We start from the raw sequence: 24922 nt of genomic DNA on the forward strand, positions 1-24922 counted from the left end.
AAGGGCAGTCAACCTGCAATGTGGGTGAGACGAAGATGGCTTTGTCCCGTAAATACCCTTACAGGTTGAGCATAAGTAAGCGAAAACGTTCCATTTGTGGCAAGGTGGCCCGAAGGAGGAGGGAAGCGTACTTGCGTACGCAACCGACGAGTGAGGGTCAGATTGCCCAAATGGGGCGTTTGCAGCGTCGACCCGTTAGTCGTCGTCGCTGGCACCCAACTGCTGCAGCAGCATGAGTGCCGCGGCCACGGGGCCGGTGCCGTCGTTGGCGTCGAGGCCGCGACCCAGGCCGCTGCCCGCGCCGGCGCCCGCCTTGTAGGGCACCGACAGCTTGCGGCTCTTGGGAAAGTTCACCGCGCCATAGCGGGTCTTAAGCTCAAAGGCCACCTTCTTGGGCACGTCAACACCCAGGAAGGTAATGCGTCCACCGCTGAGCGTGACGCTCTCGAGCCCCAGGCGCTCGCCGCGGATACGGATACGCGCGCGGTTGAACAGATTGAGTCCCGCCAACGGCAGCTCGCCATGCGCGGCCTCGGTCTCTTCCTGCACCTCGTCGATGCTCTCCAGGTCCTCAGCCGCTGCGAGCTTGCGGTACACGAGCACGCGCTGGTCCACCGCCGGCAGGTACTCCTCGGACAAGAAGTAATCGGCCGGCAGATTAATACCCACGCTCGCCGCCTCCACGCCGGCGTCGTCATCGCCGCGCGCCTCGGCCACGGCCTGGCCCAACATCTGCGTAAACAGGTCAAAGCCCACGCTCGACAGGTTGCCGTGCTGCTCGGCGCCCATGAGCGAGCCGGCGCCGCGGATCTCCAGGTCGCGCATGGCGATGCGCATGCCGCTGCCCAGGTCCTGGAACTCGGACAGTGCAGTCAGGCGCGCCGTTGCCTCCTCGGTGAGCGGCAGCTCGCCGGGGAACATAAAGTACGCGTATGCCTGCGTGGCCGAGCGGCCCACGCGGCCCTTAAGCTGGTAGAGCTGTGCCAGACCCAAGCGCTGCGAGTCCTCGATGATGAGCGTGTTGGCGGTCGCGTTGTCGATGCCGCTCTCCACGATGGTCGTGGCGATGAGCACGTCGATCTTTTTGGTCGCGAACTCGATCATCACGTCCTCGACCTCGCGCGGGCTCATCTTGCCGTGCGCCACGCCCACGCGCGCCTCGGGCGCGGCCTCGTGCACGCGCGCCACGGCGTCGTCGATGGTCTTGACGCGGTTTGACACGTAGTACACCTGGCCGCCGCGGCCCACCTCCAGGCGAATCGCCGCGCTCACCACGTCGGGGTCGTACTCCCCCACGTGCACGATCACGGGACGACGCCCAGTCGGCGGCGTGGTGATCAGGCTCATGTCGCGCACGCCGCTCGTGGCCATCTGCATGGTACGCGGGATAGGCGTGGCCGAAAGCGTAAGCACGTCAATCTGCTCGCGCAGGTTCTTGAGCTGCTCCTTGTGCTGCACACCAAAGCGCTGTTCCTCGTCAATGATCACCAGGCCCAGGTTCTTGGGGTTCACATCGGCGGAAAGCAAACGATGCGTGCCGATAAGCACGTCGATCGTGCCCTCGGCAAATGCCTTGAGCGCGCGCTTTTGCTGCGCCGGCGTACGGAAGCGGCTGAGCACCTCGACCTCAAGGCCAAACGGGGCAAAGCGCTCAAAGAACGTCTCGTAGTGCTGCTGGGCCAGAATGGTCGTGGGGCAGAGCACCATGACCTGGCGGCCGGAGTCCACGCACTTAAACGCCGCGCGCAGGGCGACCTCGGTCTTGCCAAAGCCCACATCGCCGCACAGCAGGCGGTCCATGGGCTTGGGCGCCTCCATGTCGGCCTTAATGTCAGCGATGGCCTCCAGCTGGTCGCGCGTCTCGTCGTAAGGGAAGCTCTGCTCCATCTCAATCTGCTCGGGCGTATCGGGTGGGCAGGCGATACCGGTAATCGAAGAGCGGCGCGTATACAGATCGACCAGGTCAAACGCCAGCTTTTTGGCGTTCTTGCGCGCCTTATTGGTGGCACGCGTCCAGTCGGCGGTGTTGAGCCTGGTCAGGCGTGGCTTGTCACCGTCGGGGCCAACATAACGCGTAATGCGGTCGACCTGCTCCAGCGGCACGTAGAGCTTGTCGCCATCGGCGTATTCCAGCAAAAAGTAGTCGCGCTCCTTGCCGCCCACTTCCTGGCGCGCGATCTCGCTAAAGAGCGCGATGCCGTGAGTGGCGTGCACCACGTAGTCGCCCGGCTTAAACGGGAACGTGATCTGCGTAATGTCCACCTTGCGGCGGCTGCGCGCGCGGTTGGCATCCATGCGGGCGTTGAGGTCGGCAATCGAGAACACGGCCAGGTTGGCATCGGGCACCACCACGCCCTGCGGCAAGGCGGCATCGACAAAGGTCACGCGTCCGCGCGAGATGGTGGGCACGGCGGCACCGGCGGCAGCCTGGGCGGCACCTGCCTCGAGCGAGCGGGCGTTGAGCGCGTCGGCCTTGCGTTCGCGAATTGCAGCATGAGCATCCTGGCGGACAGCACGATCGGCAGAATCTGCCGCTGCCACGCGCACGCGGTCGCCAATAGCGCCCGCGTTTTCGGGCGCGGCCGTCAGCGACTCCTCAAAAGTAATACCCTCATCGCCAAAGGTGAGCTCCATCGACTCGCGCGCACCGCGGTCGGGGATGGCAAACACGCAGGCATAGCGCTTGCCCACGACCTCCTGGATGCGCGTCATAAAGCGATTGTCCGAGCCCGCGATGGCCGGCTGCTCAATCTTGAGCTCTGCCGTCACCGCACCGCCGGCACGAATCAAGCTCACGTAGTTAAGGCGCTGCTGGGCACCAAAGTCGAGTTGCTGGGCACGCACGTACAGGCCGTCCAGACGGTCGACCCCCGCCTCGCCGGCACGTGCCTCGATATCCTCGTAGGCGCGCAGGCAATCGTCGAACAGCGAGCGCGGCTCGGACAGCACCACGAGCGCCTTGCCGCTCACATGCGACAGCGGGCTCACGGTCTGGCCGTACATCACCGGCAAAAAGCGGTCGAGCTCGGGCGTGACGATGCGCGCATCCACCATCTCGAGCAGCGCCGCCAGTTTGCTGTCGTCCTGGCTGGCACGATAGAGCGCCACATGCATGTTGTGGACGGCGTCGTCGGTGAGTGCGAGCTCGCGACAGGGGAAGATCTCGATGCTGTCCTCGTTGCCGATGGTCTGGCCCGTGGAACTCACCATGCGGCGGATACGGTCGATCTCGTCGCCGAAAAACTCGATACGCACGGGCGCCTTTTCCTGTGCGGGAAACACCTCGACGGTGTCACCGTGCACGCGGAACAGGCCGGGTGCATCGGCGGCGCCGGCATTGGTGTAGCCCATGCCCACCAGGCGCTGCGGCACCTCGTCAAAAGGGATCTCCTCGCCCACCGCAAAGGTCGTGGACTCCCAGTAGCGGCTCTCGACCGGCGGCACGCAGCGCAGCAGTGCGCGGGCCGAGGCGACCATAATGCAGTTGTCGCCGCGCACGATGCGTCCCAGGGCCTCGCAGCGCTGCGCCACCACGGCATCGTCGGGCGCCTGCTCGCGCCACGGATAGTCCTTGCGCTCGGGAAAGCGGCACACGCGCGCCAGCCCCACATAGGCGGCAAGGCTGCGCGCAGCGCGATCGGCCGCATCCTCGCCGCTCACGATGTAGACCGTCGGGCGCGGACGGCGCGCAAACTGGGCGGCCGCCATAAGCGTACGGCCCGACTGCGACACGGCCAGCGTCACGTCCTCGCCGGCATCGAGTCCGGCCTCGACGGCCTGCAAGGCCTCGGCAGTGTAGAGCTGCGCGGCTATACGGTGAATGAGCATGCTGTTCCTCCGGCATCGCAACGCCAAAAGCCCGCCGGGGCAAGCTCGGCGGGTCGTACGTCAAAGATCATTGTTTGTCATGGTAGCGCATGGAGAGGACTCCTGCTCGAGGGCAAACCCGGCCCTGCAAAAAACGCCAGACGAAGATGCATTCCGCCCTACCCCGCTACGCGCACGCTGGGGCACAAATCTGCCAGCGGACACTCGTCGCACTTGGGTTTGCGGGCATCGCAGATCTCGCGACCGAAGGTGATCCACTGATGGTTGACCGACTCCCAATACTCGTGCGGCAAAATCTTGAGCAGATCCTGCTCGGTCTTGAGCGGCTCCTTGGCATGCGTCTTGGGACTCAGCATCAGGCGGTGCGCAATGCGGTTGACGTGCGTATCCACTGCGATGCCTTCCACGATGCCGTACCCCACGTTGAGTACGATGTTCGCCGTCTTGCGCCCCACGCCCGGCAGCTTGACGAGCTCCTTCATGTCGGCCGGTACCTCGCCGCCGTAATCGGCAACGATCATCTGCGCGGCCTCCACGGCGTGCTTGGCCTTACTCTTATAAAAGCCAAGCGACTTGATGGTATCGGCCACATCGGCCACGCTTGCCCCCGCCATAGCCTCGGGCGTGGGCCACTGGGAAAACAGCTTCGGCGTCACCTTGTTGACCTGCGCGTCGGTCGTCTGCGCTGAGAGCAGCACCGCGATGAGCAGCCTAAAGGGATTCTCGTGGTCCAAAAAACACTCGACCGGGCCATAGCGACGGTTGAGGCGCTCGCACACCTCAACGGCGCGCTCGCGTTTGGCAGCATTGGTCTCGCGTGGCATAACGACTCCTTGGCTCAACGGCACAACAAACCTATGGGCACAATTGTCCCACGTCCGAGACGCTTACGCCTCCAAGAATGCGCCGGTCTGACGGCTCCACAGGCTCGCGTACTCGCCACCCGCCTCGACAAGCTGCGTATGTGTGCCGTCCTCGACGATCTCACCATCGGCCAGCACCACAATGCGGTCGAGCGCCGCCACGGTGGACAGGCGGTGCGCCACCACAATGGAGGTACGTCCACGCATCAGGTTTTCGAGCGCCTCCTGCACCAGCGCCTCGGACTCGCTGTCGAGGGCAGAGGTCGCCTCGTCGAGCACCAGAATCGGCGCGTCGGTGAGAATCGCGCGGGCGATAGCCACACGCTGACGCTGGCCGCCCGAGAGCTTGACGCCGCGCTCGCCCACCATGGTGTCAAAGCCACGAGGCAAGCGGTCGATAAACTCCAGGGCGTTGGCCAGGCGCGCAGCCTCGCGAATCTGCTCATCAGTGGCGCTGGGACGACCGTAGGCAATGTTTTCTCGAATGGAGCGGTGGAACAGCAGCGCTTCCTGCGGCACGTAGGCAACCTGGCGGCGCAGGCTCTGCTGCGTGCAGCGCGAGACATCCTGACCGTCCACGAGCACGCGGCCGCCCTGGACATCGTCCAGGCGCAGCAGCAGCTTGGTGAGCGTCGTCTTACCCGAGCCCGATTTGCCCACCAGGCCCACGCGCTGGCCCGCCGCCACATGAAGTGTCAGGTCATCGAACACGTTCTCGCCCGCCGCAGCGTCACGGTACGCAAAGCTCAGGTGCTCAAAATCAATCGCGCCCTCGCTCACCTTGAGCTCGGGGGCATCCGGGTCGTCTGCCACCAAGCGTGGCTCGTCCAGCACGCGCGTCATCTCGGCCGCATCGCCCAAAGCGCGGTTGATACGCTGCATCATGGAACTCACGTAGTTCAGGCGCATGGTGAGGTTATAGGTGTAGGTAAAGATCATGACGAGCGAGCCGGCCGAGATGCCAAACCACGCATTGCCACCCGCCACGAACACACTCACCACGGCCATGGTGATGACGATAAGGCCCGAGGTCGTAAAGTTGCGCTGCATCATGGCGTGCATCGAGACCGTCTCGGCATCGCGCGCGGCGCGGTCGGCGGCATCGAACAGATCGTGCTCAAAGTCCTCGCGCCCGCAGGTCTTGACGGCCAGGATGTTCGTGACCGCGTCGGAGAGCACGCCCGAGAGCTTGTTCTGCGCGGCGGACGTCGCGGCCGAAAGCGGCATGATGCGCTTGTACATAAGCCAGACAAACGCAATGTAGACGACCATGATGCACACCAGGATCACGGTAAATGTGGGCACCACCGGAGCGAGCGCCGCCACGGTGCAGATGACCGAGGTGATAGTGGGGATGAGCGAATACACCGTCACGTCCACCAGACCCGTGTAGCCGCTCATAAAACGGCTCGTCTGGCTCACGAGCGATCCGCCAAAGCGGCTGGTGTGGAATGTCATGGATTGATTGGAGAGCGTGTCAAAGCACAGGCGCGCCAGGTGATAGTTGCCCGCAATCTCGAGCTTGTAGACGGTGTAGTCCTGTAGCTTGGAGAGGATCTGACCCACCAGGTTAACGAGTACAAGCGCCAGGATATAGGGGCCGAAGACCTCGAATACTTGATCGCCCGCCACGGGGCCGGCCTGGACGCGGTCGACGATGAGGGCCATCACGTAGGTGTTGGCAAACGTGAGCAAAAAGATGTAGCCCGCCGACGAGAGCACCGAGAGAAAGACAATCAGCGGCTGCGTGCGCGTGACATCCCAAAAACGCTGCAGCGTGCGGCGCACGGTGGAACGCTTGAGCGGACTGGTGCTTCTCTGAGACATGGGCTTCCTTTCGCGTCTGACAGGGCGAAACGCCATTGTTGCACATTGGAGCACGCTTCAGACAAGTGCGATACGAAAAGCGGTGGGGCGCCCGCGTTTGCGCCGGTGCCCCACCGTCTTGTTGCAATTAGTCCTCGTCTTCTTGGTCTGTGGGAAGGTCCGCGGACTCCAAGCCCAAAATCTCGTCGGCCTCCCGCGCGTCTTCCAGCGCGTCGATGTCCTTGAGCTTGCGCTCCATGACGTTGGTGCGCATGGTGATGATGCCCTCGACCGTTTTGCCCGCGGTCTCGATCTGCTGCTGGGCGCGGCGCAGCGCCGCCTGATAGCGCGGCAGCTCAGCCTTGACGGCGGAGAGCACGCGCAGTACGTCGTCGGTACGTTTTTGCAGCCTAAACGTCTGGTAGCTCATCTGCAGGCTGTTGAGAATGGCGGCCATGGTGCTGGGACCGGCTACGTTGACGTGATAGTCGCGGCCCAGGGTCTCGATAAGCCCGGGGCGGCTGACGACCTCGGCGTACAGTCCCTCAAACGGCACGAACATGATGCCAAAGTTGGTCGTTGTCGGCACACTCAGGTACTTTTCGCAGATGTCTTTAGCCTCGCGCTTGACCATGGTGTCGAGCGTCTTGCGCGCAGCCGCCACGGCCTCCGCATCGCCCGACTCCTGCGCGTCGAGCAGGTGCTCGTACGCGTCGCCCGGAAACTTGGAGTCGATCGGCAGCAGCACGGGATCGCCCTCGTCCACCGGCAGCTTGACGGCAAACTCAACGCGCTCCGAGGCGCCGGGCTTGGTGGCGACGTTTTCCAGATACTGGTCGGGTGTGAGGATGTCCGCCAGGATTGCACCCAGCTGCACCTCGCCCAAAATGCCACGCGCCTTGACGTTGCCCAGCACGCGCTTAAGGTCGCCCACGCCGGTGGCGATAGATTGCATATCGCCCAGACCCTTGTACACGGCCTCGAGCTGGTCGCTCACCTGCTTAAACGATGCCGACAGTCGGTCGTTGAGCGTGCGAGAGAGCTTCTCGTCCACCGTCGCACGCATCTGATCGAGCTGCACGTTGTTGTCTTTGCGGATGGCGCCCAGCTGGGCATCGACCGTCTCGCGCACCTTGTCCAGGCGATGCTCGATGCCCTCGCGGTTGGCGCCGAGCTGTTGGGCCGTCTCGCGGCGCAGGTCATCCATACGGTCGCCGGCCTGCGAGAACTCTCGCGCGATGGTCAGGTAGCGTTGCTGCTCCACGGCCGCATCGGTCGTCTGCTGCTGCGCGATGGCGTTTGCCGTGCGGCGGGTTTCTGTCAGCGCGACGTTCAGGGCATCGAGCGCGCTGTTGGCCTGCTCGAGTGCCGCGAGCGTTTCCGCTTCGTTGCCGCCACGCTCTCGCAACTCGGCACGAAGGCCCTTAAGCTGCAGGGCGCAGACCGCAGCAACTCCCACCGCCACCAAGGCAATCACAACAAGCGCAATATCAATAGCAGACATAGACTCCGCCCAACAAACCCAATCGATTATCAATCAAAACCGCGATCAATCTTACCCCGCCACACGCACCGGGCGCCCGGCCCCTTCTTGGGTGCTTCTCTCCTCCGCATATTCCATAATGCGACGCGCTGTCTTCCTGCTCACCTTCGAGTCATCACCGGCTAAGTATGCGTACACGTTTCCCTTATTCAGATTCAAATCGCGGCAGAGACCGTAGCGCGTTACACCCGATTCCTCCAATGCTTTAAGTGTTCTCTTTCTCATCAGGGCGTTCACCCTTCTGTCGGCCGCTGGCTTTTCTTTCACCCCTCTATACGCACGCCAAACGTTGGCGTAACGATTGGGGAGCTTATCCTCGGAGCATAGAGATGCCAGGCTACTCGCTTGGCCATACAGAGACAAAACACCTCGATAGCCCTCTTCCATCCACGAGCCCTCGGATAAACCCAGAACGTATTCGGCCTTACCCTGCGCCAAAGCGAGCAAAAACAGAGGCTCCGCCACACGCGGCTCAACCGTTGTTGCCTGCTTTACAAGCTTCCTAAAACTCAGCGACTGCTGTCCGGACAGCTCTCGGCAATAGCCTTTCAAAAATCCCTCAAAAGTCAGATTCAACCGAGCACCTCCTTTTTGTATTGCCTGTATGCACAGACCATCTCTTGATAACTCCGCTCTGAAGGCGACGAGGCCAACGCCTCTCCTTCATCGAATATAAGCCGCTCGAGCAGATCCCAATCAAGTCGGTCGATAAATGTTCGACTATGGAGGTCGACGATGTCGTTCGGACGATAGGCATAAAGCTTCATCACCGCCAGATCCTCCAAAGATGGCGTAAAGTACCTGATAAAATGCGCCCCGATCTCCAATGGGATCAGTCGATCTTCGTAATTGAATGGCATCTGGTTGCAATATGCCACTACCATGCCATTCACCTCGGGGTATCGAGCTATGATCTCGCGGAGGCACCTGTCTGCCTCAAACACATCAATGTCATGTGTAACCGACCGATTCGTCACATCGTTTAGCATGAAGGCGCTTCCTCCCACCAATACAACGCTCGGCCTATCGTCTCTTGGACCTATTTCCAGCTCCGCCTCTTCGTCAATATCCAAAAGAGTCTGCTCTAAATCCTGCTTATACATAGCAAATCCTATTATTATTCATCTTCAATAATACTATTCAGTCGCACGACAGGACCCACAGGATGCAAGAATCCTACTCGTGGCGAGAATCCCTACACCCTAGAAGTCCTAATGTGACAAACGCTAACTCTCCCAGCCGGCGCGGATGGTTGTTATGACGTCACCTAAGCGCTGGCCTAGGGCCGCTAGATGCTGGAGCACCTCGTTGGGCGATGCACCGTTGAGGATGCACGTGAGGGCATACGACGCCAGAAAGATGGCCGCAAGCCCCAACGGGATGAGCACGATCATCGCCAACGTACGCAGGCGCTGGGCCCAGCGACGGCGACGCGCACGATGCTTGTCGAACGCGAGCTCCTGCGCATATGAATCTTGCTGTACGGAATAGGCCTCTGGCGCCGATTCACACCCGGGCACAGCTGCAGGTACAGCAGCGGGCACGACGTTTTGCACGGGCGCCTGGTTGGCAACCCCTTGCATTTGCATCTCCATGAGTCGTTGCTGCTGACGCAGCATGCGCTCAGCTTGTTGCTGCGGAGTCTCAAGAAACAGATCCATGCTGGCCTCCAAAATCGGAGCATTCGACGCTTACGACCAGCATCCCGCACCGCCATGACCGCGACAACGCAATCGCCGGCAATAGCCACAAAGTTTCTTTTGCTCAAAAGCTGTCGAAAAGCTCAACAACTCCCCTACCAGCACTTTCTCTGAGCTTTTTTCGCCAACAATCTTTTGGCCTTCCACCCTTACGCCAACTGACCAAAATCTAACCAATAGCTTGACGAAAATTGTGGAGACCAGGACCCCACAAAAACGTGCCGCCCCAAAAAGGGGCGGCACACAACCTTTTTTATCAGCTTTTCTGTATCGAGCACGCGACGACCCAACGCCGGAGCGCAAGGCGGGGAAATACCTTTGCCTCGCGCGACTCTGCGAAGCCGTGAGCGAGAGGGAAAGGTATTTCCCCGCCCTGCGCTCCGCAGCAGCCAGCGCCAAGCGCTAGTAGTTCACCACCTGCTCCTCAAAGTACGCCTTGGGGTGGTTACACACCGGGCACACCTCAGGTGCCTCGGCACCAACGTGCAGATGTCCGCAGTTCAGGCACTTCCACACCTTTACGCCCTCGCGCTCAAACACCTCGCCCGACTCAATGCGCTCGACGAGCTTGTTGTAGCGCTCCTCGTGGGCCTTCTCGACGGCGGCGACACCACGGAACTTTGCGGCAATCTCGGCAAAGCCCTCTTCCTCGGCGGTCTTGGCAAACTCGTCGTACATCGTGGTCCACTCGTAGTTCTCACCCGCGGCGGCATCGCGCAGATTGTCCAGGGTATCGGGGACGGCGCCATCGTGCAGATACTTAAACCACAGTTTGGCGTGCTCGGACTCGTTGCCAGCCGTCTCGGCAAAGATGTTCGAGATCTGAACGTAGCCGTCCTTCTTTGCCTTGGAGGCATAGTAGCGATACTTGGTGTGTGCCTGGGACTCACCGGCAAAAGCGGTCTCGAGGTTCTTCTTGGTTTGGGAATTCTCAAAATCCATAGGTGTACTTCCCTTCAACGCATGCCGCCCGTAGGCTTCGAGCGGCCTCGTCTTTAGGATGCCCTCATGTCGGAAATCTAAACCTTACAATCCTGTTCTTCAGATTTCCACGGGCTAAATGCTCAGCCAGCGATCGCCCTCGGCTCGGCAAAAGCCCTCACGCTCCAGGTCGGCCAGAATGCCCGCGACAAGCTCGCGCTCGACCGGCCCGCGCCCAGCCGCCGCTTCCATATCGTTAACGCCCACCACGGCATCAGCAAGCGTAATCCCCGCCGGTTGGCCATCGCGCGCTGCCAGCAACATGCGCACGATATGCGCGCGCTTTTGGCGACGTGAGCCCTCAAACTTTGATTGACGGCTATAGCCCGCCGAGCGCCTGGACGGATTGGGCAACGTCTTTTTTAGATATGCGCCGTAATCCAGCAACGCGTAATACCACGCGCGCGGCGTGTCGGCATCATCGAGCGGCACGGCAAAGGGAGCGATCTCGTCGGTCGCCGCACCGGGGACCGCCGGACAGGCCGCCTGAATCAGCGGCACCAGCTCGCGGTCGGGAACAGCCGGTACATCGGGAAAGAAGTGATGCAGAAAGACCGTGCGCACGTTGGTCTCCAGATACACGCCTGGAAGGTCAAACGCAAACGACCGGATACCTTGCGCCGTTGCCGGGCCAATACCAGGCAGAGCGACCAAGTCACGCGTCTCACGCGGAAACTCACCGTCCCAGTCCTCCACAACGCGCTGAGCGGCCTTGTGGAGCGCCAGAGCGCGTCGGTTGTAGCCCATGCCCTGCCAAGCGTCCAAAACATCGGAAGGCGCGGCTTGGGCAAGCGCCTGCACGGTCGGAAAGCGATCGAGCCACGCCGGCATACGCGTCTCCACGCGTGGCACCTGTGTTTGCTGCAACATGACCTCGGAAAGCCAAATGATGTACGGATCGCGCGTGCGGCGCCACGGAAGGTCGCGATAACGCAGGACCCCTTCCGAACGAATCATCGAACGAAAGGGGTCCTGAATCATATCTATGCTCCTTATGCGGCGCTATTCCTCCCGGCAAGCGCACGCGCAGGTGGCGTACTCGGGAAACGCTTCGCGGTCGGCGAATTTGGGATCGACGGCCGGGAACTGGCGGTGAGCGACGATGTCGCCGAGCGAAACGGAATCGAGGTAATCGCGCATCAACGCTTGAGCTCCGGCCCACAGGGGATGATAGCAGCACGTGCCCATGCGTGCACAGTCGCCATCGGGTGCGGTGCAATCATTCATAACCATAGGGCCCTGAACGGCCTCGACGACCTGGCGGATGGTGACGTCGTCCGGACTGACCTTGAGACGCATGCCACCGTGGACGCCACGCAGGCTCTCCACAATACCGGCCTGGACCAAACCGTGCTGAATCGAGCGGGCAAACGAATACGGAACATTGACCTCTTCGGCAGCGGTGCGAACAGAAAGCAAACGCTCCGGATCCTCGGCAAGCATCGCCAGCATACGAAGGGCGTAATCAGTCTTCCTCGATATGTCCATTTTTCCCCTTTCAAGGAATACGAACAGCTCGAACGAGCTCCGGGGCCGAGCTTGTGTCGAGACGCTAAATGACCGCAGGACATCCAAATGGTAAATCGGATATCCACTGAGTGCCGCGCTTGGAGCGAAATGCATCAGATGCGGCCTACAGTGCAATTTAGTATAACCTAACCCCCTGTCTCGTTGAACAGGTGTTGCGCAACAAAGCTGTTGTTCAGACAGATAGACTTATTAGATTTTACTTGCGTTCCCGAAGGCGCGGGGATTCTGGGCAAAGATGCATCAGGGCGATCGTTCTATCGAAACAAAGTGTATCAAACGCAAAAAGCCACGTCCGAAGACGTGGCTTTAATTGCGTTGGCGGGAAGTACGGGGCTCGAACCCGCGACCTCCGACGTGACAGGCCGGCGCTCTAACCAAACTGAGCTAACTCCCCAGGCAGACGTTCGCGTTTGTTTCCGCTCGCGTGCGCTGCGGGGATTAGTATACACAGAAGTCTGTCCGGCGCGCAACAACTTTTTTGAAAAAATTTTTCGGTCCCTCCGGGAGGGTCTCCGGGGCTGGGGGCGGGGGTTAAGTTTGCTGCTCTACAGTCCTGCGCAAGACGGAAAGCACATTAAGTGCTTTCCTTTGCGTGCGGAACTCGCGACAAACTTAACCCCCGCCCCCAGCCCCGGAGACCCTCCCTGCCGTCACTTTCTTCAACCAGTTTTGCGGGCGTGCGCCGCTGCGCGGCTAGCCCGCGTGTTCCTCGGCGGGGGTGGTCTGATTGTTCTGGTTGGACTTCTTACTTTGGCTCAAAGAAAAACGGGAGATGCCTTGTGCATCCCCCGTTTTTGTTGCGGTTAGTCTAGGTCAATAAACTTGGTACTTATGACATGGCCGTCTTTTACTAGCATTCTGGCCATAGTGGGGCCTCGGCTGCCTCTGGGGTAGCTGGCGCTGCCCGGGTTGAGGACTAGGCAGCGGCCCACCTGGGCTTCTTTGGTTACGTGGGTGTGGCCGTTGATGGCTACGTCTACGGATCCCACCGGAAGGTCTTCGCGGTAATGGGCTACGGCGAATTTGAGGCCTTCGTAGGTAAAGAGCGCAAGACGGTCTACATCGGGACCGTAGTCGCGGTAGTAATCGTTGTTGCCCAAGACGGCCCGCACGGGGGCGATGGTGCATAGGTGCTCGTAGTCCATCTCTGACGTAAGGTCGCCGGCGTGGATGATCAGATCTGCGCCCTCAAGCTCATCCAAGAGCGCAGGCGATAAATAGCCGTGGGTGTCCGAGATGATGTCGATACGCTTGGCGCTTGCACTGTTCATGGGATCCCTTCCGCAAAAAAACGATTCGGCAGATACATACAAAAAAGGCCCCACGGCCCCGCAGACGATGGGTCTACAGGGCTGCGGGGCCAGTGTGCTAGAGACTCAGAGCCTTCTTGAGCGGCACGACGCGGCGGCGCGAAACCGGCACGCGTTCGTCGACGCCCGTAATGCCCAGCTGGATGGCGCCCGAGGGCACCGTCTCAACGTCCGTGACGCACGCTAGGTTGACGATATAGCGGCGGTGAACACGGAAGAAGCCAAAGTCGCAGAGCTTGGCCTCAAACTGCGCCAGCGAGGTCGTCGACAAAAAGCGATCATCGACGGTATAGATGCAGGAGTAATCGTCCTTTGCCATGATAAAGCGGATGTCATCCACGGGAATGAGCACCTTGCGGCCGCCCTTTTCCACCGGGATACGCTCGATGGTCACTTTGCTGTCCGTAACCGGCTTGGCGCGTTGCATGACCTTCTCGATCGCGCGATCCAAGCGAGCTTCCTCGACAGGCTTCATCAGATAATCGACGGCATCGACGTCGAATGCCTCGACCGCATGGTCGCTATACGCAGTCACAAACACGATCGCCGGCGGATTTTTGAGCTTATGCAGCGCCTCGGCAAGTTGCAGGCCCGAGGCACCGGGCATCGAGATATCGAGAAACACGACATCCACGCGACTTTCCATAAGCATCTCGATGGCGGAGCGGACGCTCGACGCCTCCGTGATCGTGCCGATCTTGCCCGTTTGCTCGAGCAGGAAGCGAAGCTCCGAGCGAGCCGGCGCCTCATCATCCACAATCATCGCACGCAGCATAGGGATAAAACCTTTCGTCAACTAACTACGCCGGGCGTCCGTCGCATGACGTTGAGCCCGTAGCTTTTTATTTTACTCTTGAATGTCAAAGATGCTCTCTGACAAATCAAGATGAAGGAGCACTTTGGTGCCCTTGCCCGGCGCCGATTCGACACGCGTATAGGAGTGCGGCCCAAAAAAGCGATGGATGCGCTCCGAAATATTGTGCATGGCCACACCGGCGCCGCCACCCTGAGGAGAGCTGGCGTCGGGACGGGCAGAGCGCTCGTCAAACAGTCTGGCGGCGGTACCCTCATCCATGCCCACGCCATTATCGGCCACGGCAATCAAGATTGCATCCTCGCCGTCTTGGTGAACGGTCACGTCGATCCTCAGGGCGTCGTCATCGCCCATACCATGACGCACGGCGTTCTCGACAATCGGCTGGATCACGAACGCCGGCACCAGCGTATCTTCCACGTCCTCGGACACATCGAACGTCGCAAGCACGCGGTCCTCGCCAAAGCGGGCCTTCTCAAAGGTAAGGTAGCGCTTGGTCTGTGCGACCTCGCGCGAGACCGGAATAAGCGATCCCGAGTTGTCGAGCGTGGCGCGATAGAACGATGAGAACTCACGAAGCAGTTCGCGGGCCCGCAGCGGGTCGGTGCGCGTAAACGATGCAATGGTGTTCAGCGTGTTGAACAGGAAGTGCGGGTTAATCTGCGCCTGCAGCGCACGCACCTCGGCGCGCGCTGTGAGTTCCTTTTGCACCTCGAGCTCGTGGATGGCGAGCTGCGTGGACAAGATCTCGGCAAAGCCCGAGGCAAGCGCGTACTGGGTACGGTCGACGGCGCGCGGGGTCTTGTAGTAGAACTTGAGCGTGCCGACGGTACGATCGCCCACCTTGATGGGGGCGATAATGCCGGCGGGGACTTGGTTGTGCGAGCCGTCCGAGCCCACGACATCCACCATACGGTTGAACGATTGCACGATGCCATGTTCGATAACGTAGCGTGTGGCAAGCGTGTGGATGGGAGTATCGGGCAGCAGTTTTTCCTCAAACTCGCCCGCGCAGGCAAGCACGTTGTCCTCGTCGGTGATGGCCACCGTCATGGCGCGCGTCTCGGGCAAAATGCGCCGGCACACCAAACGCGCCGACTCCTGCGTCAGACCGCCCTTAATGTCCTCGAGCATGGCCGAGGCCACCGAGAGCGTCTCCTCGGTGTACTGGGAGCGCACCGAATCGGGATTGAGCGTCAAAAAGATAAAGATGCACAGAAAGATGCACAGCAGCGCGCAGGCAATCACCGTGGCGATCGGCTCGATACCGGTCACCAAGGCAAAAATAAAGTACACCAGCACGCAAATGGCGCATGCAACGGCAATGATGCGAAAGATTGATATTGAACTATCGCGCTGGGCGCGGCGGTCGATCATTCGGCCCCCTCCAGGATACTGATCAGTTGTGCGTCACGCCAAAGCCCGTCCATGATCTTGGGCCAAAAGCTCTGGAAACGCAGGTAGCTTGCAGCGTTTTGGCGCGCATAGGCCTTTGCCTCGCCGATACCATGGCGCCAAATGCGCAGGTAGCCCTCATGCTCGCGGGTAAACACGCTGCGGACCATAGCGGTCTTGCGCACGCGGTCGTCGAGCTCGCGCGAAATCCACGGGCCCGGGTAGGGCATGAGCGATGCCGCCGTAACGGGGATGAGCTCCTTTTGATGCGCGGCGAACGTCAACTTGGCCCGTTCGTAGTACCAACGGTATACATCCTGCATAAAGCGCGGTGAGCGCTTTTCGGACTCCGGAGGCAGATGGCGCACGGTCCACTCGTTATCAAACCACACGTCGTAGCCAAACATACGCATGTTAAAGAGGTAATCCAAGTCCTCGCCGCGGGTGATAAACGGGTCAAAGGCCACACGCGTAAAGGCGCGGGCGTGCAGGGCCATCAGGCCGCCGCACACGTAGTTGGAGCGCGAGATGCGGGTGCCCGAGAGCGCCTTTTTCATCCAACGGTTGAACTCGATGCGCTTGGTCCACCAACGATGGCAGATGCCCGCCTTGTCCGTGGGAGCCAGCGGCGAGCCGTCGCGATCGTAGAAATAGCCGCTCTTGACCAAGATCGGCAAGCCCTGACGCGTCTGCTGCCCCAACGCATAGGTCGCGCGCTTCATAAAGTCGGCGTCGATGACAGTCTCATCGTCATCCAAAAAGATAACCGCGTCATGCCCCAGCACAGCGGCACAGGCTAGCCCCATGTTGCGGATGGCACCGTAGCCTCGCAGGCTCACGCACTCGCCCGAACCCTTGGGCGCGATCTGAGCAACCCGGTCTGCGATGCGCGAGGCCTGGGTGTTGGTGACAACGGTGACCTTGAGCGTGGGATGCGCGTCGACAATCTCGTGCACGCGCAGCGACACATCGGCTGTGGCAGAAACAGGACAGACCACCAAAAGGATGATGCGCGGGATGTCGCACACCTGCTCAAGCGAGGCCAGGCAGCGGTCGAGTTCGGGATTGTCTGCGTTGAGTCGCGTCGAATGGTCATAGGTGCCAGGGGCGTTTGCGCAAGCGTCATCGCCCGCCCAATACGTTGGAATCACGACCGTGGCGTTCATGCCTTACCCTCCCTGCAACACAAAAACGGGACGCCGCCAAACACAGGCGACGCCCCGCGACCTAGCTGATTCCATCATACCCACTTGGGCAAATCATTGCTCGCAAGTCGCAATGTTTATTGCGGATAACCCCAAAAGAGTACCGTGGACAGGCACAATAGCCGCTCGCTCCTATGCGGCATGCTCTGCCGCCCGAGTCATGCGGGACAGGCGGACCAGTAGCATAAAGCCAACGACCAGCAGCACGCCAATGGAAAGGACGCCCAGCGACGGGTTGCCGGTCAGCGAGGTGACGACCGACACCAGGAAGGTGCCCATAACGCTTGCATAACGACCAAAGATGTCAAAGAAGCCGTAGTACTCGTTGGACTTTTCCTTGGGGATAATGCGGCCAAAGTAGCTACGGCTGAGCGCCTGCACACCGCCCTGGAACAGGCCGACCATAATGGCAAGCACCCAGAATTCAAAGGCGGTCTTTAGGAAGAACGCGGCGAACAGCACAATCCCCATGTAGGCGGCGACCGCCACCAGGATCATGTTGAGCGTGCCCACGCGTCCGGCGAGCTTGCCGTAGATGATGGCGGACGGAAAGGCCACGAACTGCGTAACGAGCAGCGCCAGCACCAGCTGCGTCGAATCGATGCCCAAGGCCGATCCGTAACTGGTGGCCATGGAAATGACCGTGTGCACACCGTCGATATAGAAGAAGAACGCGATCATGTAGACCAGCACGGTCTTATTGTGGGCAATCTCGCGCATGGTGTGTCCGACCTCGGAGAACACACCGCCCACGATGTGGCCGATGGTGTCCTCGGGACCGCGCTCGCGACCGTACTTTTGCTTATAGGTGCGAATGAGCGGCAGGGTAAAGATGAGCCACCAGGCACCAGTGATGATAAACGACAGACGCGTTGCCAGCATGGTGGGGATGCCAAGAGCGGGGCCACCCATGATGAGCGCCAGGCAGATGACGAACGGCACGGTGGAACCGATGTAGCCCCAGGCATAACCCGAGCTGGACACGGCGTCCATGCGCTCGTCGGTGGTAATGTCAGGCAGCATGGCGTCGTAGAACGTCATAGAAGAGTTAAGGCCGATGGTGCACAGCACGTACACGGTCAAAAATGCCATGGCAGACATTGGGATAGCCTGCGCCAGGCAAAGCACCAGGCCCGTGAGGAAGAAGCCCAAGAAGAACTTGATCTTGTTGCCGGCGTAGTCGGCAAGTGCGCCCAGAATGGGCATGAGCATGGCGATGACCAGCGAGGCGATCGTCTGCGCATTGCCCCAAGCGACCACCAGGTCGGCCGAGGAAGCGCCGGTATTGATGGCGTTAAAGTAAATGGGCACCACCGAGGTATTGAGCAGCACGAGGGCCGAATTGCCCACATCGTACATAACCCAGTTACGCTCGAGCTTGGTGTATTTCATGGACAGGGACCCTTCGTATTTGCCCGATATGCAGTTAGTTCATCGTACCCCAATTGTCCAGAAGCACCGGTAAGGATTCGGCAAAGGGGCACGCATGAGCCCTATTCCTCGCGGTCGAACTCCTCATCGGCATTGAGCACGCGACCGCTGTAATTGACATGGTTGGTCACGGCTTCCATATCGCCGGTCTCGATAAAGCGGGCAACCGTGCACTCGTAATCGAGCAGCGCGCGGTCAAAGACCTCGGGGAAGCTCTCGGTCGAGACTTCATCGGTAAAGGGGTTCTTCCATGCCAAGTGGCCCAGGTTGCCGGTACGCTCGGGCAGCTCGGTCGTCACGCGGTGCGCAAGGCCGTCGAGCAGCGAGTAGTCGTGCACCAAGCCCTCAACCAGCGAGATCGCGCGCGTCTTTGCGGAGCCGGCCGGCTCAATCGCGCGGTAAAGTCGCTGCATATTGGCAACGGCAGCACCGTACTCCCCCGCCGGAATGTCAATGCCGTACACGCGTCCGGCAACATAGCTCATCAGCACGCCGGCCACGCGATTGATGCGATCGGTGGTGACGATCTCGCCCGCCGGCGGGTAATCGTCGACCGTAGCGCCATCGCGTTTAAGCTGCAGCATCAGTACATCCAGGTCGCTCTCGATCACGGCATGGACCTGACTGCTCGAATCCTCAAGCTCTGAATCGGACTCCACGATGCCAAACTGCTGCTCATAGACAAAGGGGTGAGCGTTGCGGTCGAGCACGTAATGAGACAGCAGGCCCAGCGCAAAGGCACGACCCAAGCTGGCATCGCGCGGCAGCAGATGCGACACGCCGTCGCGCAGGCACGCGAACTGGCGAGACATGCGCGACCGATGCATGACCTGCGCCAGCAGCGTGCAGTCGGAAACACGCGGTGTCAGAATGTGAAAGAAAAACGGGTCGGGGCCTTGGTTGCCCAAGATAAAGGCAATGCGCTCTTCATCGGACGTGATGACGCCCTGCGGAAGACGGTCGATGCTTTCCTCGCCAAACAGATGATGGGTGATAAGCGCGGGCATAATGATCCTTTCGATTTCATTCGATGCCACCCATTATGCCCACCGCGCGCCCATGCCAAACCTGCGATGGTAAACGACAGCACGCAAGCCTCTTACGCAAGCCCCAGGTGCGACTTGACCTCGGCGGCACGACGACGGGACACCGGTACCGTCGAGTTCACGCGGTCGAGCCTGAGCTCCATCAACCCCGTGGAGCCAATCTCAACATTGTGCACGTCTTCCAAATTGACCAGGTAGCTGCGATGAACGCGAATAAAGCCCTCGGAGTCCAAGCGACGCTCGAGCGAAGAGATCGACTCATTGATCAGGTACGTTCCCTCGGCGCAGATGGCGTTGCAAAAATCGGCGCGCGCCTCAAAGTAGCAAACGTCTGCGGCGGGAATGAACACCTTTTTGCCCCCGCGGTCCACCGTCAGACGCAAAGGCTGGCGCGGAGCGTGGATAACACGACGGACGCCCAAGGCCGCCTCGATCTTGTCGAGTGCCTTTGACAGGCGTGCGTCCTCAACCGGCTTGACGACATAATCGACGGCATCGAGGTTATAGGCATCAGCCGCATACTCGGCAAATGCCGTCACAAACACCACGACCGGCGGCGTCTTTAGGTTCTGCAGCGTCTCGGCAAGCTCAATTCCCGAGCGACCGGGCATGGTAATGTCTAAAAACAACACGTCGGGCTTGTTCGACAGAATCGACTCCACGGCTTCGGTGACATTGCCCGCCTCGGCAATATGACCCACACGCGTATCCTTTTCCAATAGATAGCGTAGCTCAGCCCTAATTGGGGGCTCGTCATCAACCACCAAGATGTTCCAGCCTTCGGACATATGTGCTTCCCCTCTTTTTCTCTCAATCCAACCGCGTGCTACGCCGTCAACGGCGCGGGCTCATGCGGCTCGCCGTTCAGCTCGACGATGACCTGCGTTCCCACGCCCTCCTGGGACTTCACGCGCATGCCGGAATCTTCTCCGTAAAAGAAATGGATGCGCTGAAGCACGTTGAAGAGCGCCAGGCCGCAACCTCGCTTGACGGAGCCGTCGGCGGTAATGCTCTCGGGCTCCTCCAGGCGATGCTGCTCAAACAGATGTGCGCAGACCTCTTCGCTCATACCGATGCCGTCGTCCTCGACGATGATCTCCAAACCGTCATCGGTCTCAAAAGCCCTAACATGAATAGAAAGCGGCTCGGTCTCGCGCTGCGCGTGCTTGATGCAGTTTTCGAGCAACGGCTGCAAGATAAACGGCGGCACCATGCAATCGCGCACCTCAAAGTCGATATCGACCGAGACGCGCAGACGGCCGTCGCCATAACGAGCCTGCATTAGATTGATATAGCGAGTGCCCTGTTCCACCTCGTGCTCGAGCGTTGTGAGGGTATCGGAATCAGAAAGCGTCTGACGGTAGTAATTGGAAAAGTCGATCAGCAGCGACCTGGCCTTGTCCGGCTCGGTACGTACGAGCGACACGATGGTGCTGATGGTATTGAATAGAAAATGAGGATCGACCTGCGATTGCAAGGCGCGCAGCTCCACGCGGGCCGTAAGCTCGTCCTGGCGCTCGAGCTCAAAGCTTGCAAGCTGCGTGGAAATGAGGTCGGCAAAGCCCGAGGCAAGCGCCGTCTGGCGCATATCGATGCTGCTCAGACGGGGATAATACAGCTCGAGCGTGCCCACGCAATGCCCGCGCACGGTAAGCGGTGCGACAATACCGGCGCGCAGGCGCGGAAAGTAGCCACCCGTCTCGGTCGAGGCATCGCGCGAGAACACGCTTTGTTCACCGCTGTTGATCACGTTGAGCGTAGTCCGCAGCACAACCGGAGTGCCCGCAGGGCATTTTGCCGAGTCCTCGCCCCAGCTCGCCAGCACCTGCTTGCCGTCGGTAAAGCAGATGGCCGAGGCAATGGTCTCGGAAAGGATGATTTTGGAAGCGCCCAGGGCCGCTTCGGGCGTAAGGCCTCGCGACGTATAGGCGAATATTTTCGATGCGATGGCGAGCGTGCGGTCGGTAGCGCTCGACGTGAGGTCGTCGGGAACGACAAAGACGTACGAGAAGAAGAAGCATAGCATGACCAAGCCGGCAATGACGACAACGGCCGGAACGGGATTGGGATTATCGGTTAGATCCCAGATGAGCAGCAGGATAAGCAGCGGAACGACAATACCGAGCAAGATGGCCTGGACCACATGCTGGGCCGTACGAAAGACCTTGGTAGAGTTGTAGCTCTTGCCCAGAATCAGCCTGTTTAAATCCACCGTCATCCCCTTTTATCTACCGCACCCATAGCAATAAAGAGGGCCGCAAGCGACCCTCTCCATTGCATTATGCAATCAAAAACTGTGTTTTACATCCAGCCATCGACAAACGGTATCTTAGGCGCTGTATTTGTTGGCCTCGCCAAAGGTGCCAGCCTCGACGATCCAGCCGTCCTTCATGATGACGTCCATGTTGTCGGTGTTGAGCACGTGGATGTCGGCGGCGACGTCACCGTTGACGACCAGCAGGTCGGCGCACTTGCCGGCCTCGATGGAACCGGTCTCGTCCTCGATGTGGCACATCTTGGCACCGTTGAGGGTGGCACAGGTGATGGTCTCGACCGGGGTGAAGCCGATCTTGTCGACAAACTCGTACATCTCCTCGATGGAGCAGGTGCCGTACGGGGTGACGAAGGAGAAGGAGTCGGAGCCGATCGTCATGACGACGCCGCGCTTCTTGGCCTCGCGCAGGCAGTCGTAGTTGCGCTGCAGCTCCTTCTCGACCAGGGTGCCCTCGTACTTGTCGTGCAGCTCGGGGACGTAGACGGGCGGATAGGTGGCGTACCAGGTGGGCAGGAAGGCGATCGTCGGGGTGAAGAAGGTGCCCTGCTCGGCCATGAGGTCCATGGTGCGCTCATCGATATCGAAGCCGTGAATCAGCTGCTCGCAGCCAAAGCGAACGGAATCGTAGGCAGCGGCGTGGTTGTTGTAGCAGTGGCTCCACACGGGGATGCCGACCATCTTTGCCTCTTCGACCACGGCCTGGATCTCCTCGGAGCAGTAGTGCTGGTCGCGACCGGAGTCCCAGCGCCAGATGCCGCCACCGGTAGCCCAGATCTTGATGGCATCGGGGTTCTCGCGCAGGCGACGACGGACGGCCTTGCGCAGATCCCAAGGACCGTCGACCTGGTCGCCCCAGGGGTGCGATTCCTTGTTGAGCTGCTGGCTGCAGTGGTGGGAGTCGCCGTGGCCGGCAACGCGGCAGAAGCCGAGGCCGGTGGCCAGAACGCGCGGGCCCTTGAAGACGCCCTTGTCGATGCAGTCGCGGATCTGGATACCAAAGCGGCCGATCTCGCAGACGGTGGTGAGACCGTGGGTGAGGCAGTCGTAGGCCTGCTTGACGGCGACGGCCTGCTTCTCGAGGAGCGGCTGCATGACCCAGTCGGTGTCATCGTCGGTCAGGTTGCCCGAGAAGTGCAGGTGGGTGTCGATCAGGCCGGGAAGGACGGTCTTGCCGGCCGCGTCGATAACCTCAACGCCCTCGGGAAGGTCCTGCATAGTGCCGGCGTACTCGATCTTGCCGTTGTCGTCGACGAGAACGAGGGAGTTCTCGACCGGCTCGGCACCGGTACCGTCGATGAGCTTGCCGCCAACGATTGCATACTTAGTGGACATGGTTCCTCCTTATGGATCCATATAGTGGGCGAGGCCGTGTTGGGTTAAGGCCTCACAAAGCTACCCAAGTGGTGCCGGGTTCGGTGCGCGGGAGAGAGGATTCCGCGCACCCGATCCGCCCCGGCCAGGCGTTACTTTTTGCGGGAATTGGTGAAAGCCATGAGGGCCAGGCCAATGGCCAGCCAGCCGATCACGATGCTCCACTCCACCATGTTGAGGGAGGCGGGAGAGAACGGGATCACGAGCAAGCCGATGATGACGGCGCAGGCAGCGACAGCGAGGCAGATGCCAAACTTGCCGCCGGGCACCTCGTAGGGACGAGGCAGGTCGGGCTCGGTGAAGCGCATGCGCAGGCAAGCGAGGGCGACCATGCCGCAGGAGAAGATGAAGGCGAGAGCCGACACGTTGGTCAGAGGGATGAGCATGTTCTTGCCCAGGAACGGACCGACGACGGTGATGACGCCCAGAACGACGCAGGCGAGCTTGGGAGCGCCGGACTTGGGATCGACCTCGGCGAACTTCTCGGGCAGCTGGCCCTTTCGGCCCATGGCGAGCATGATGCGGCTCGTGGCGCCGTAGAAGGAGTTCATCGGGCCCATGGGTCCAAGCGTGGCGATGACGAGCATGGCCAGGTACAGGAGCATGTTGATGCCCTTGAGGCAGGCCAGCGCGGGAACCGGGCTCTTAACAAACTCATGCCAGTCGAGGATGGTGCCGAACGAGTAGATGCAGACCATGTAGAAGCCGCCGGCGGCCAGCAGGGCCAGGGAGATGATCTTGCCGAACTTGTTCCAGTTGAGGCCCTCGGCTGCTTCCTCAGCCTGCTGAGGAATAGTATCGAAGCCGGCGTAGAAGAACGGGGTCAAAACCAGGACCGACACGATGCCGGCGAACAGGCTGGTGCCCTCGGTAGCGGGCTTGCCGCCGCCAGCACCGGTGACCTGGGAGAACACGGGCATGGCGTGTTCCGGCGAACCGGTGAACAGCGAGACACCCATGGCGAGCAGCATGCCGCAGAGCAGAGCCTTGGTCAGGAAGGCCTGCAGCTTGGCGGCCGAGCTGGCACCGCGGAAGTTGAGGAAGATGACGTAGGTTGCAAAGCCGAGCGCGATCAGCGTCGGGAACAGGTAAACGTCGGCGCCCAGGATGGTGTAGAGCTTGACGGCGCGCAGCCACTCAAGGCCTGGCAGGCTGCCGAACATCTCGGACACGAGAGTCGAGATGGCGATGGCCTCCCACGGGCACAGGATGCCGTTGCCCAGGGCCAGGAGCCAGCCGGTGATGTAGCTCATCGTACGGCCAAAGCTACGATCGACATACTCGACGATGCCGCCCGAAATGGGGATAGCAGCCGTGAGCTCACCGAAAACAGCTCCGACGGGCACGAGGAAGATTGCACCCAAGAGGAATGCGATCATAGCGGGAACGGGACCGCCGCCCACGACCATCCAGTCGCCGACCTGCAGAACCCAACCGGTACCGATGATGGCACCAAAACCGATGGTGAAGAAGTTCCAGAGCGAAAGCGTTTTCTTCATGCCGCCGTTATCCTCGACTGCAACTTCTGCATTCTTGTCCGCCATTGTTCCCCTCCTTTCCTTTTTGACGCCCCTTGGCGTCACCCCTTGCGCGGTCCGTTTTGCCGCGCGCTTTTATTCCATGGCTTTAAGATACGGCCTTGGCGCAGCAGCGCCGCTCGCAGCTCGACCGAAGGCAGAACTGCAAAACGAGCGGCACCGTTTTTGGGACGAACGGCGGGAGACGTCATTCGTCTTGGACGCTTTCATCTTGTCTGCTTTTGAATACCTGTTGCCGTGACGCTTGGCGCGCGGCGCGGCAACGTTCATACCATTTGTCAGGCTT

Annotated in this window: 20 protein-coding genes and 1 tRNA gene; all 21 read right to left on the reverse strand. The window is 60.5% G+C overall.

The window, feature by feature from the left end; translation table 11 throughout:
• Positions 1 to 195: 195 nt before the first annotated feature.
• Positions 196 to 3828 carry a transcription-repair coupling factor gene (mfd, locus tag DW913_RS00825; protein WP_117797242.1) on the reverse strand — a complete coding sequence of 1211 codons (3633 nt, stop codon included), beginning with the start codon at positions 3826 to 3828 and terminating at the stop codon, positions 196 to 198.
• Between the two features lie 158 nt (positions 3829 to 3986).
• Positions 3987 to 4652 (reverse strand): endonuclease III, encoded by a 666-nt coding sequence (gene nth, locus DW913_RS00830; RefSeq protein ID WP_117736876.1) that lies wholly within the window; start codon positions 4650 to 4652, stop codon positions 3987 to 3989.
• A gap of 63 nt (positions 4653 to 4715) precedes the next feature.
• A complete protein-coding gene (locus DW913_RS00835; protein ID WP_117797244.1) occupies positions 4716 to 6518 on the reverse strand; it encodes an ABC transporter ATP-binding protein in 1803 nt (600 codons plus the stop codon).
• 127 nt (positions 6519 to 6645) lie between these two features.
• A complete protein-coding gene (gene rmuC, locus DW913_RS00840) occupies positions 6646 to 8001 on the reverse strand; it encodes a DNA recombination protein RmuC (RefSeq protein WP_117797246.1) in 1356 nt (451 codons plus the stop codon).
• A 51-nt stretch (positions 8002 to 8052) separates the two neighbouring features.
• Positions 8053 to 8616, reverse strand: a complete 564-nt coding sequence (locus DW913_RS00845) for a transcriptional regulator (protein WP_117629046.1) — start codon at positions 8614 to 8616, stop codon at positions 8053 to 8055.
• A complete protein-coding gene (locus DW913_RS00850; RefSeq protein ID WP_117736879.1) occupies positions 8613 to 9143 on the reverse strand; it encodes a DUF6036 family nucleotidyltransferase in 531 nt (176 codons plus the stop codon). Before DW913_RS00850 ends, DW913_RS00845 begins: the two co-directional genes overlap by 4 nt.
• Positions 9144 to 9266: 123 nt before the next feature.
• Positions 9267 to 9701, reverse strand: a complete 435-nt coding sequence (locus DW913_RS00855; RefSeq protein ID WP_117797248.1) for a hypothetical protein — start codon at positions 9699 to 9701, stop codon at positions 9267 to 9269.
• Positions 9702 to 10142: 441 nt separating this feature from the next.
• Positions 10143 to 10682 carry a rubrerythrin gene (rbr, locus tag DW913_RS00860; RefSeq protein WP_055252097.1) on the reverse strand — a complete coding sequence of 180 codons (540 nt, stop codon included), beginning with the start codon at positions 10680 to 10682 and terminating at the stop codon, positions 10143 to 10145.
• Positions 10683 to 10796: 114 nt separating this feature from the next.
• Positions 10797 to 11702 (reverse strand): adenine glycosylase, encoded by a 906-nt coding sequence (locus DW913_RS00865; protein ID WP_117564952.1) that lies wholly within the window; start codon positions 11700 to 11702, stop codon positions 10797 to 10799.
• A 21-nt stretch (positions 11703 to 11723) separates the two neighbouring features.
• Positions 11724 to 12209: an Rrf2 family transcriptional regulator gene (locus DW913_RS00870; protein WP_117629049.1), complete on the reverse strand. Its 486-nt coding sequence runs from the start codon at positions 12207 to 12209 to the stop codon at positions 11724 to 11726.
• A gap of 358 nt (positions 12210 to 12567) precedes the next feature.
• Positions 12568 to 12645 (reverse strand) — tRNA-Asp (locus DW913_RS00875).
• A gap of 409 nt (positions 12646 to 13054) precedes the next feature.
• Positions 13055 to 13522: a YfcE family phosphodiesterase gene (locus DW913_RS00880; RefSeq protein ID WP_117629725.1), complete on the reverse strand. Its 468-nt coding sequence runs from the start codon at positions 13520 to 13522 to the stop codon at positions 13055 to 13057.
• A 97-nt stretch (positions 13523 to 13619) separates the two neighbouring features.
• Positions 13620 to 14336, reverse strand: a complete 717-nt coding sequence (locus DW913_RS00885) for a LytTR family DNA-binding domain-containing protein (protein WP_006235156.1) — start codon at positions 14334 to 14336, stop codon at positions 13620 to 13622.
• Between the two features lie 72 nt (positions 14337 to 14408).
• Complete coding sequence (locus tag DW913_RS00890) at positions 14409 to 15752, reverse strand: histidine kinase (RefSeq protein ID WP_117757814.1); 1344 nt, start codon at positions 15750 to 15752, stop codon at positions 14409 to 14411.
• Positions 15749 to 16936 (reverse strand): glycosyltransferase, encoded by a 1188-nt coding sequence (locus DW913_RS00895; protein ID WP_117564949.1) that lies wholly within the window; start codon positions 16934 to 16936, stop codon positions 15749 to 15751. Before DW913_RS00895 ends, DW913_RS00890 begins: the two co-directional genes overlap by 4 nt.
• 171 nt (positions 16937 to 17107) lie before the next feature.
• Complete coding sequence (locus tag DW913_RS00900) at positions 17108 to 18367, reverse strand: MFS transporter (RefSeq protein ID WP_055252086.1); 1260 nt, start codon at positions 18365 to 18367, stop codon at positions 17108 to 17110.
• Positions 18368 to 18468: 101 nt separating this feature from the next.
• Positions 18469 to 19413, reverse strand: coding sequence for a zinc dependent phospholipase C family protein (locus DW913_RS00905; RefSeq protein ID WP_117634430.1), 945 nt, complete (start codon positions 19411 to 19413; stop codon positions 18469 to 18471).
• Between the two features lie 92 nt (positions 19414 to 19505).
• A complete protein-coding gene (locus DW913_RS00910) occupies positions 19506 to 20240 on the reverse strand; it encodes a LytTR family DNA-binding domain-containing protein (protein WP_117648125.1) in 735 nt (244 codons plus the stop codon).
• Positions 20241 to 20278: 38 nt separating this feature from the next.
• A complete protein-coding gene (locus DW913_RS00915) occupies positions 20279 to 21664 on the reverse strand; it encodes a sensor histidine kinase (protein ID WP_233540662.1) in 1386 nt (461 codons plus the stop codon).
• A gap of 117 nt (positions 21665 to 21781) precedes the next feature.
• Complete coding sequence (locus DW913_RS00920; protein ID WP_117564945.1) at positions 21782 to 23059, reverse strand: amidohydrolase family protein; 1278 nt, start codon at positions 23057 to 23059, stop codon at positions 21782 to 21784.
• 131 nt (positions 23060 to 23190) lie between these two features.
• Positions 23191 to 24642: an APC family permease gene (locus DW913_RS00925; protein ID WP_117797250.1), complete on the reverse strand. Its 1452-nt coding sequence runs from the start codon at positions 24640 to 24642 to the stop codon at positions 23191 to 23193.
• Between the last annotated feature and the right edge of the window lie 280 nt (positions 24643 to 24922).

It is taken from the genome of Collinsella sp. AM42-18AC, assembly GCF_003467965.1.
Taxonomy (GTDB): domain Bacteria; phylum Actinomycetota; class Coriobacteriia; order Coriobacteriales; family Coriobacteriaceae; genus Collinsella.

Bases quoted from the DNA above. Each gene is read 5' to 3' on its own strand.
- mfd (WP_117797242.1), bottom strand. From the start codon at position 3,828: ATGCTCATTCACCGTATAGCCGCGCAGCTCTACACTGCCGAGGCCTTG.
- nth (WP_117736876.1), bottom strand. From the start codon at position 4,652: ATGCCACGCGAGACCAATGCTGCCAAACGCGAGCGCGCCGTTGAGGTG.
- DW913_RS00835 (WP_117797244.1), bottom strand. From the start codon at position 6,518: ATGTCTCAGAGAAGCACCAGTCCGCTCAAGCGTTCCACCGTGCGCCGC.
- rmuC (WP_117797246.1), bottom strand. From the start codon at position 8,001: ATGTCTGCTATTGATATTGCGCTTGTTGTGATTGCCTTGGTGGCGGTG.
- DW913_RS00850 (WP_117736879.1), bottom strand. From the start codon at position 9,143: ATGTATAAGCAGGATTTAGAGCAGACTCTTTTGGATATTGACGAAGAG.
- DW913_RS00855 (WP_117797248.1), bottom strand. From the start codon at position 9,701: ATGGATCTGTTTCTTGAGACTCCGCAGCAACAAGCTGAGCGCATGCTG.
- rbr (WP_055252097.1), bottom strand. From the start codon at position 10,682: ATGGATTTTGAGAATTCCCAAACCAAGAAGAACCTCGAGACCGCTTTT.
- DW913_RS00865 (WP_117564952.1), bottom strand. From the start codon at position 11,702: ATGATTCAGGACCCCTTTCGTTCGATGATTCGTTCGGAAGGGGTCCTG.
- DW913_RS00870 (WP_117629049.1), bottom strand. From the start codon at position 12,209: ATGGACATATCGAGGAAGACTGATTACGCCCTTCGTATGCTGGCGATG.
- DW913_RS00880 (WP_117629725.1), bottom strand. From the start codon at position 13,522: ATGAACAGTGCAAGCGCCAAGCGTATCGACATCATCTCGGACACCCAC.
- DW913_RS00885 (WP_006235156.1), bottom strand. From the start codon at position 14,336: ATGCTGCGTGCGATGATTGTGGATGATGAGGCGCCGGCTCGCTCGGAG.
- DW913_RS00890 (WP_117757814.1), bottom strand. From the start codon at position 15,752: ATGATCGACCGCCGCGCCCAGCGCGATAGTTCAATATCAATCTTTCGC.
- DW913_RS00895 (WP_117564949.1), bottom strand. From the start codon at position 16,936: ATGAACGCCACGGTCGTGATTCCAACGTATTGGGCGGGCGATGACGCT.
- DW913_RS00900 (WP_055252086.1), bottom strand. From the start codon at position 18,367: ATGAAATACACCAAGCTCGAGCGTAACTGGGTTATGTACGATGTGGGC.
- DW913_RS00905 (WP_117634430.1), bottom strand. From the start codon at position 19,413: ATGCCCGCGCTTATCACCCATCATCTGTTTGGCGAGGAAAGCATCGAC.
- DW913_RS00910 (WP_117648125.1), bottom strand. From the start codon at position 20,240: ATGTCCGAAGGCTGGAACATCTTGGTGGTTGATGACGAGCCCCCAATT.
- DW913_RS00920 (WP_117564945.1), bottom strand. From the start codon at position 23,059: ATGTCCACTAAGTATGCAATCGTTGGCGGCAAGCTCATCGACGGTACC.
- DW913_RS00925 (WP_117797250.1), bottom strand. From the start codon at position 24,642: ATGGCGGACAAGAATGCAGAAGTTGCAGTCGAGGATAACGGCGGCATG.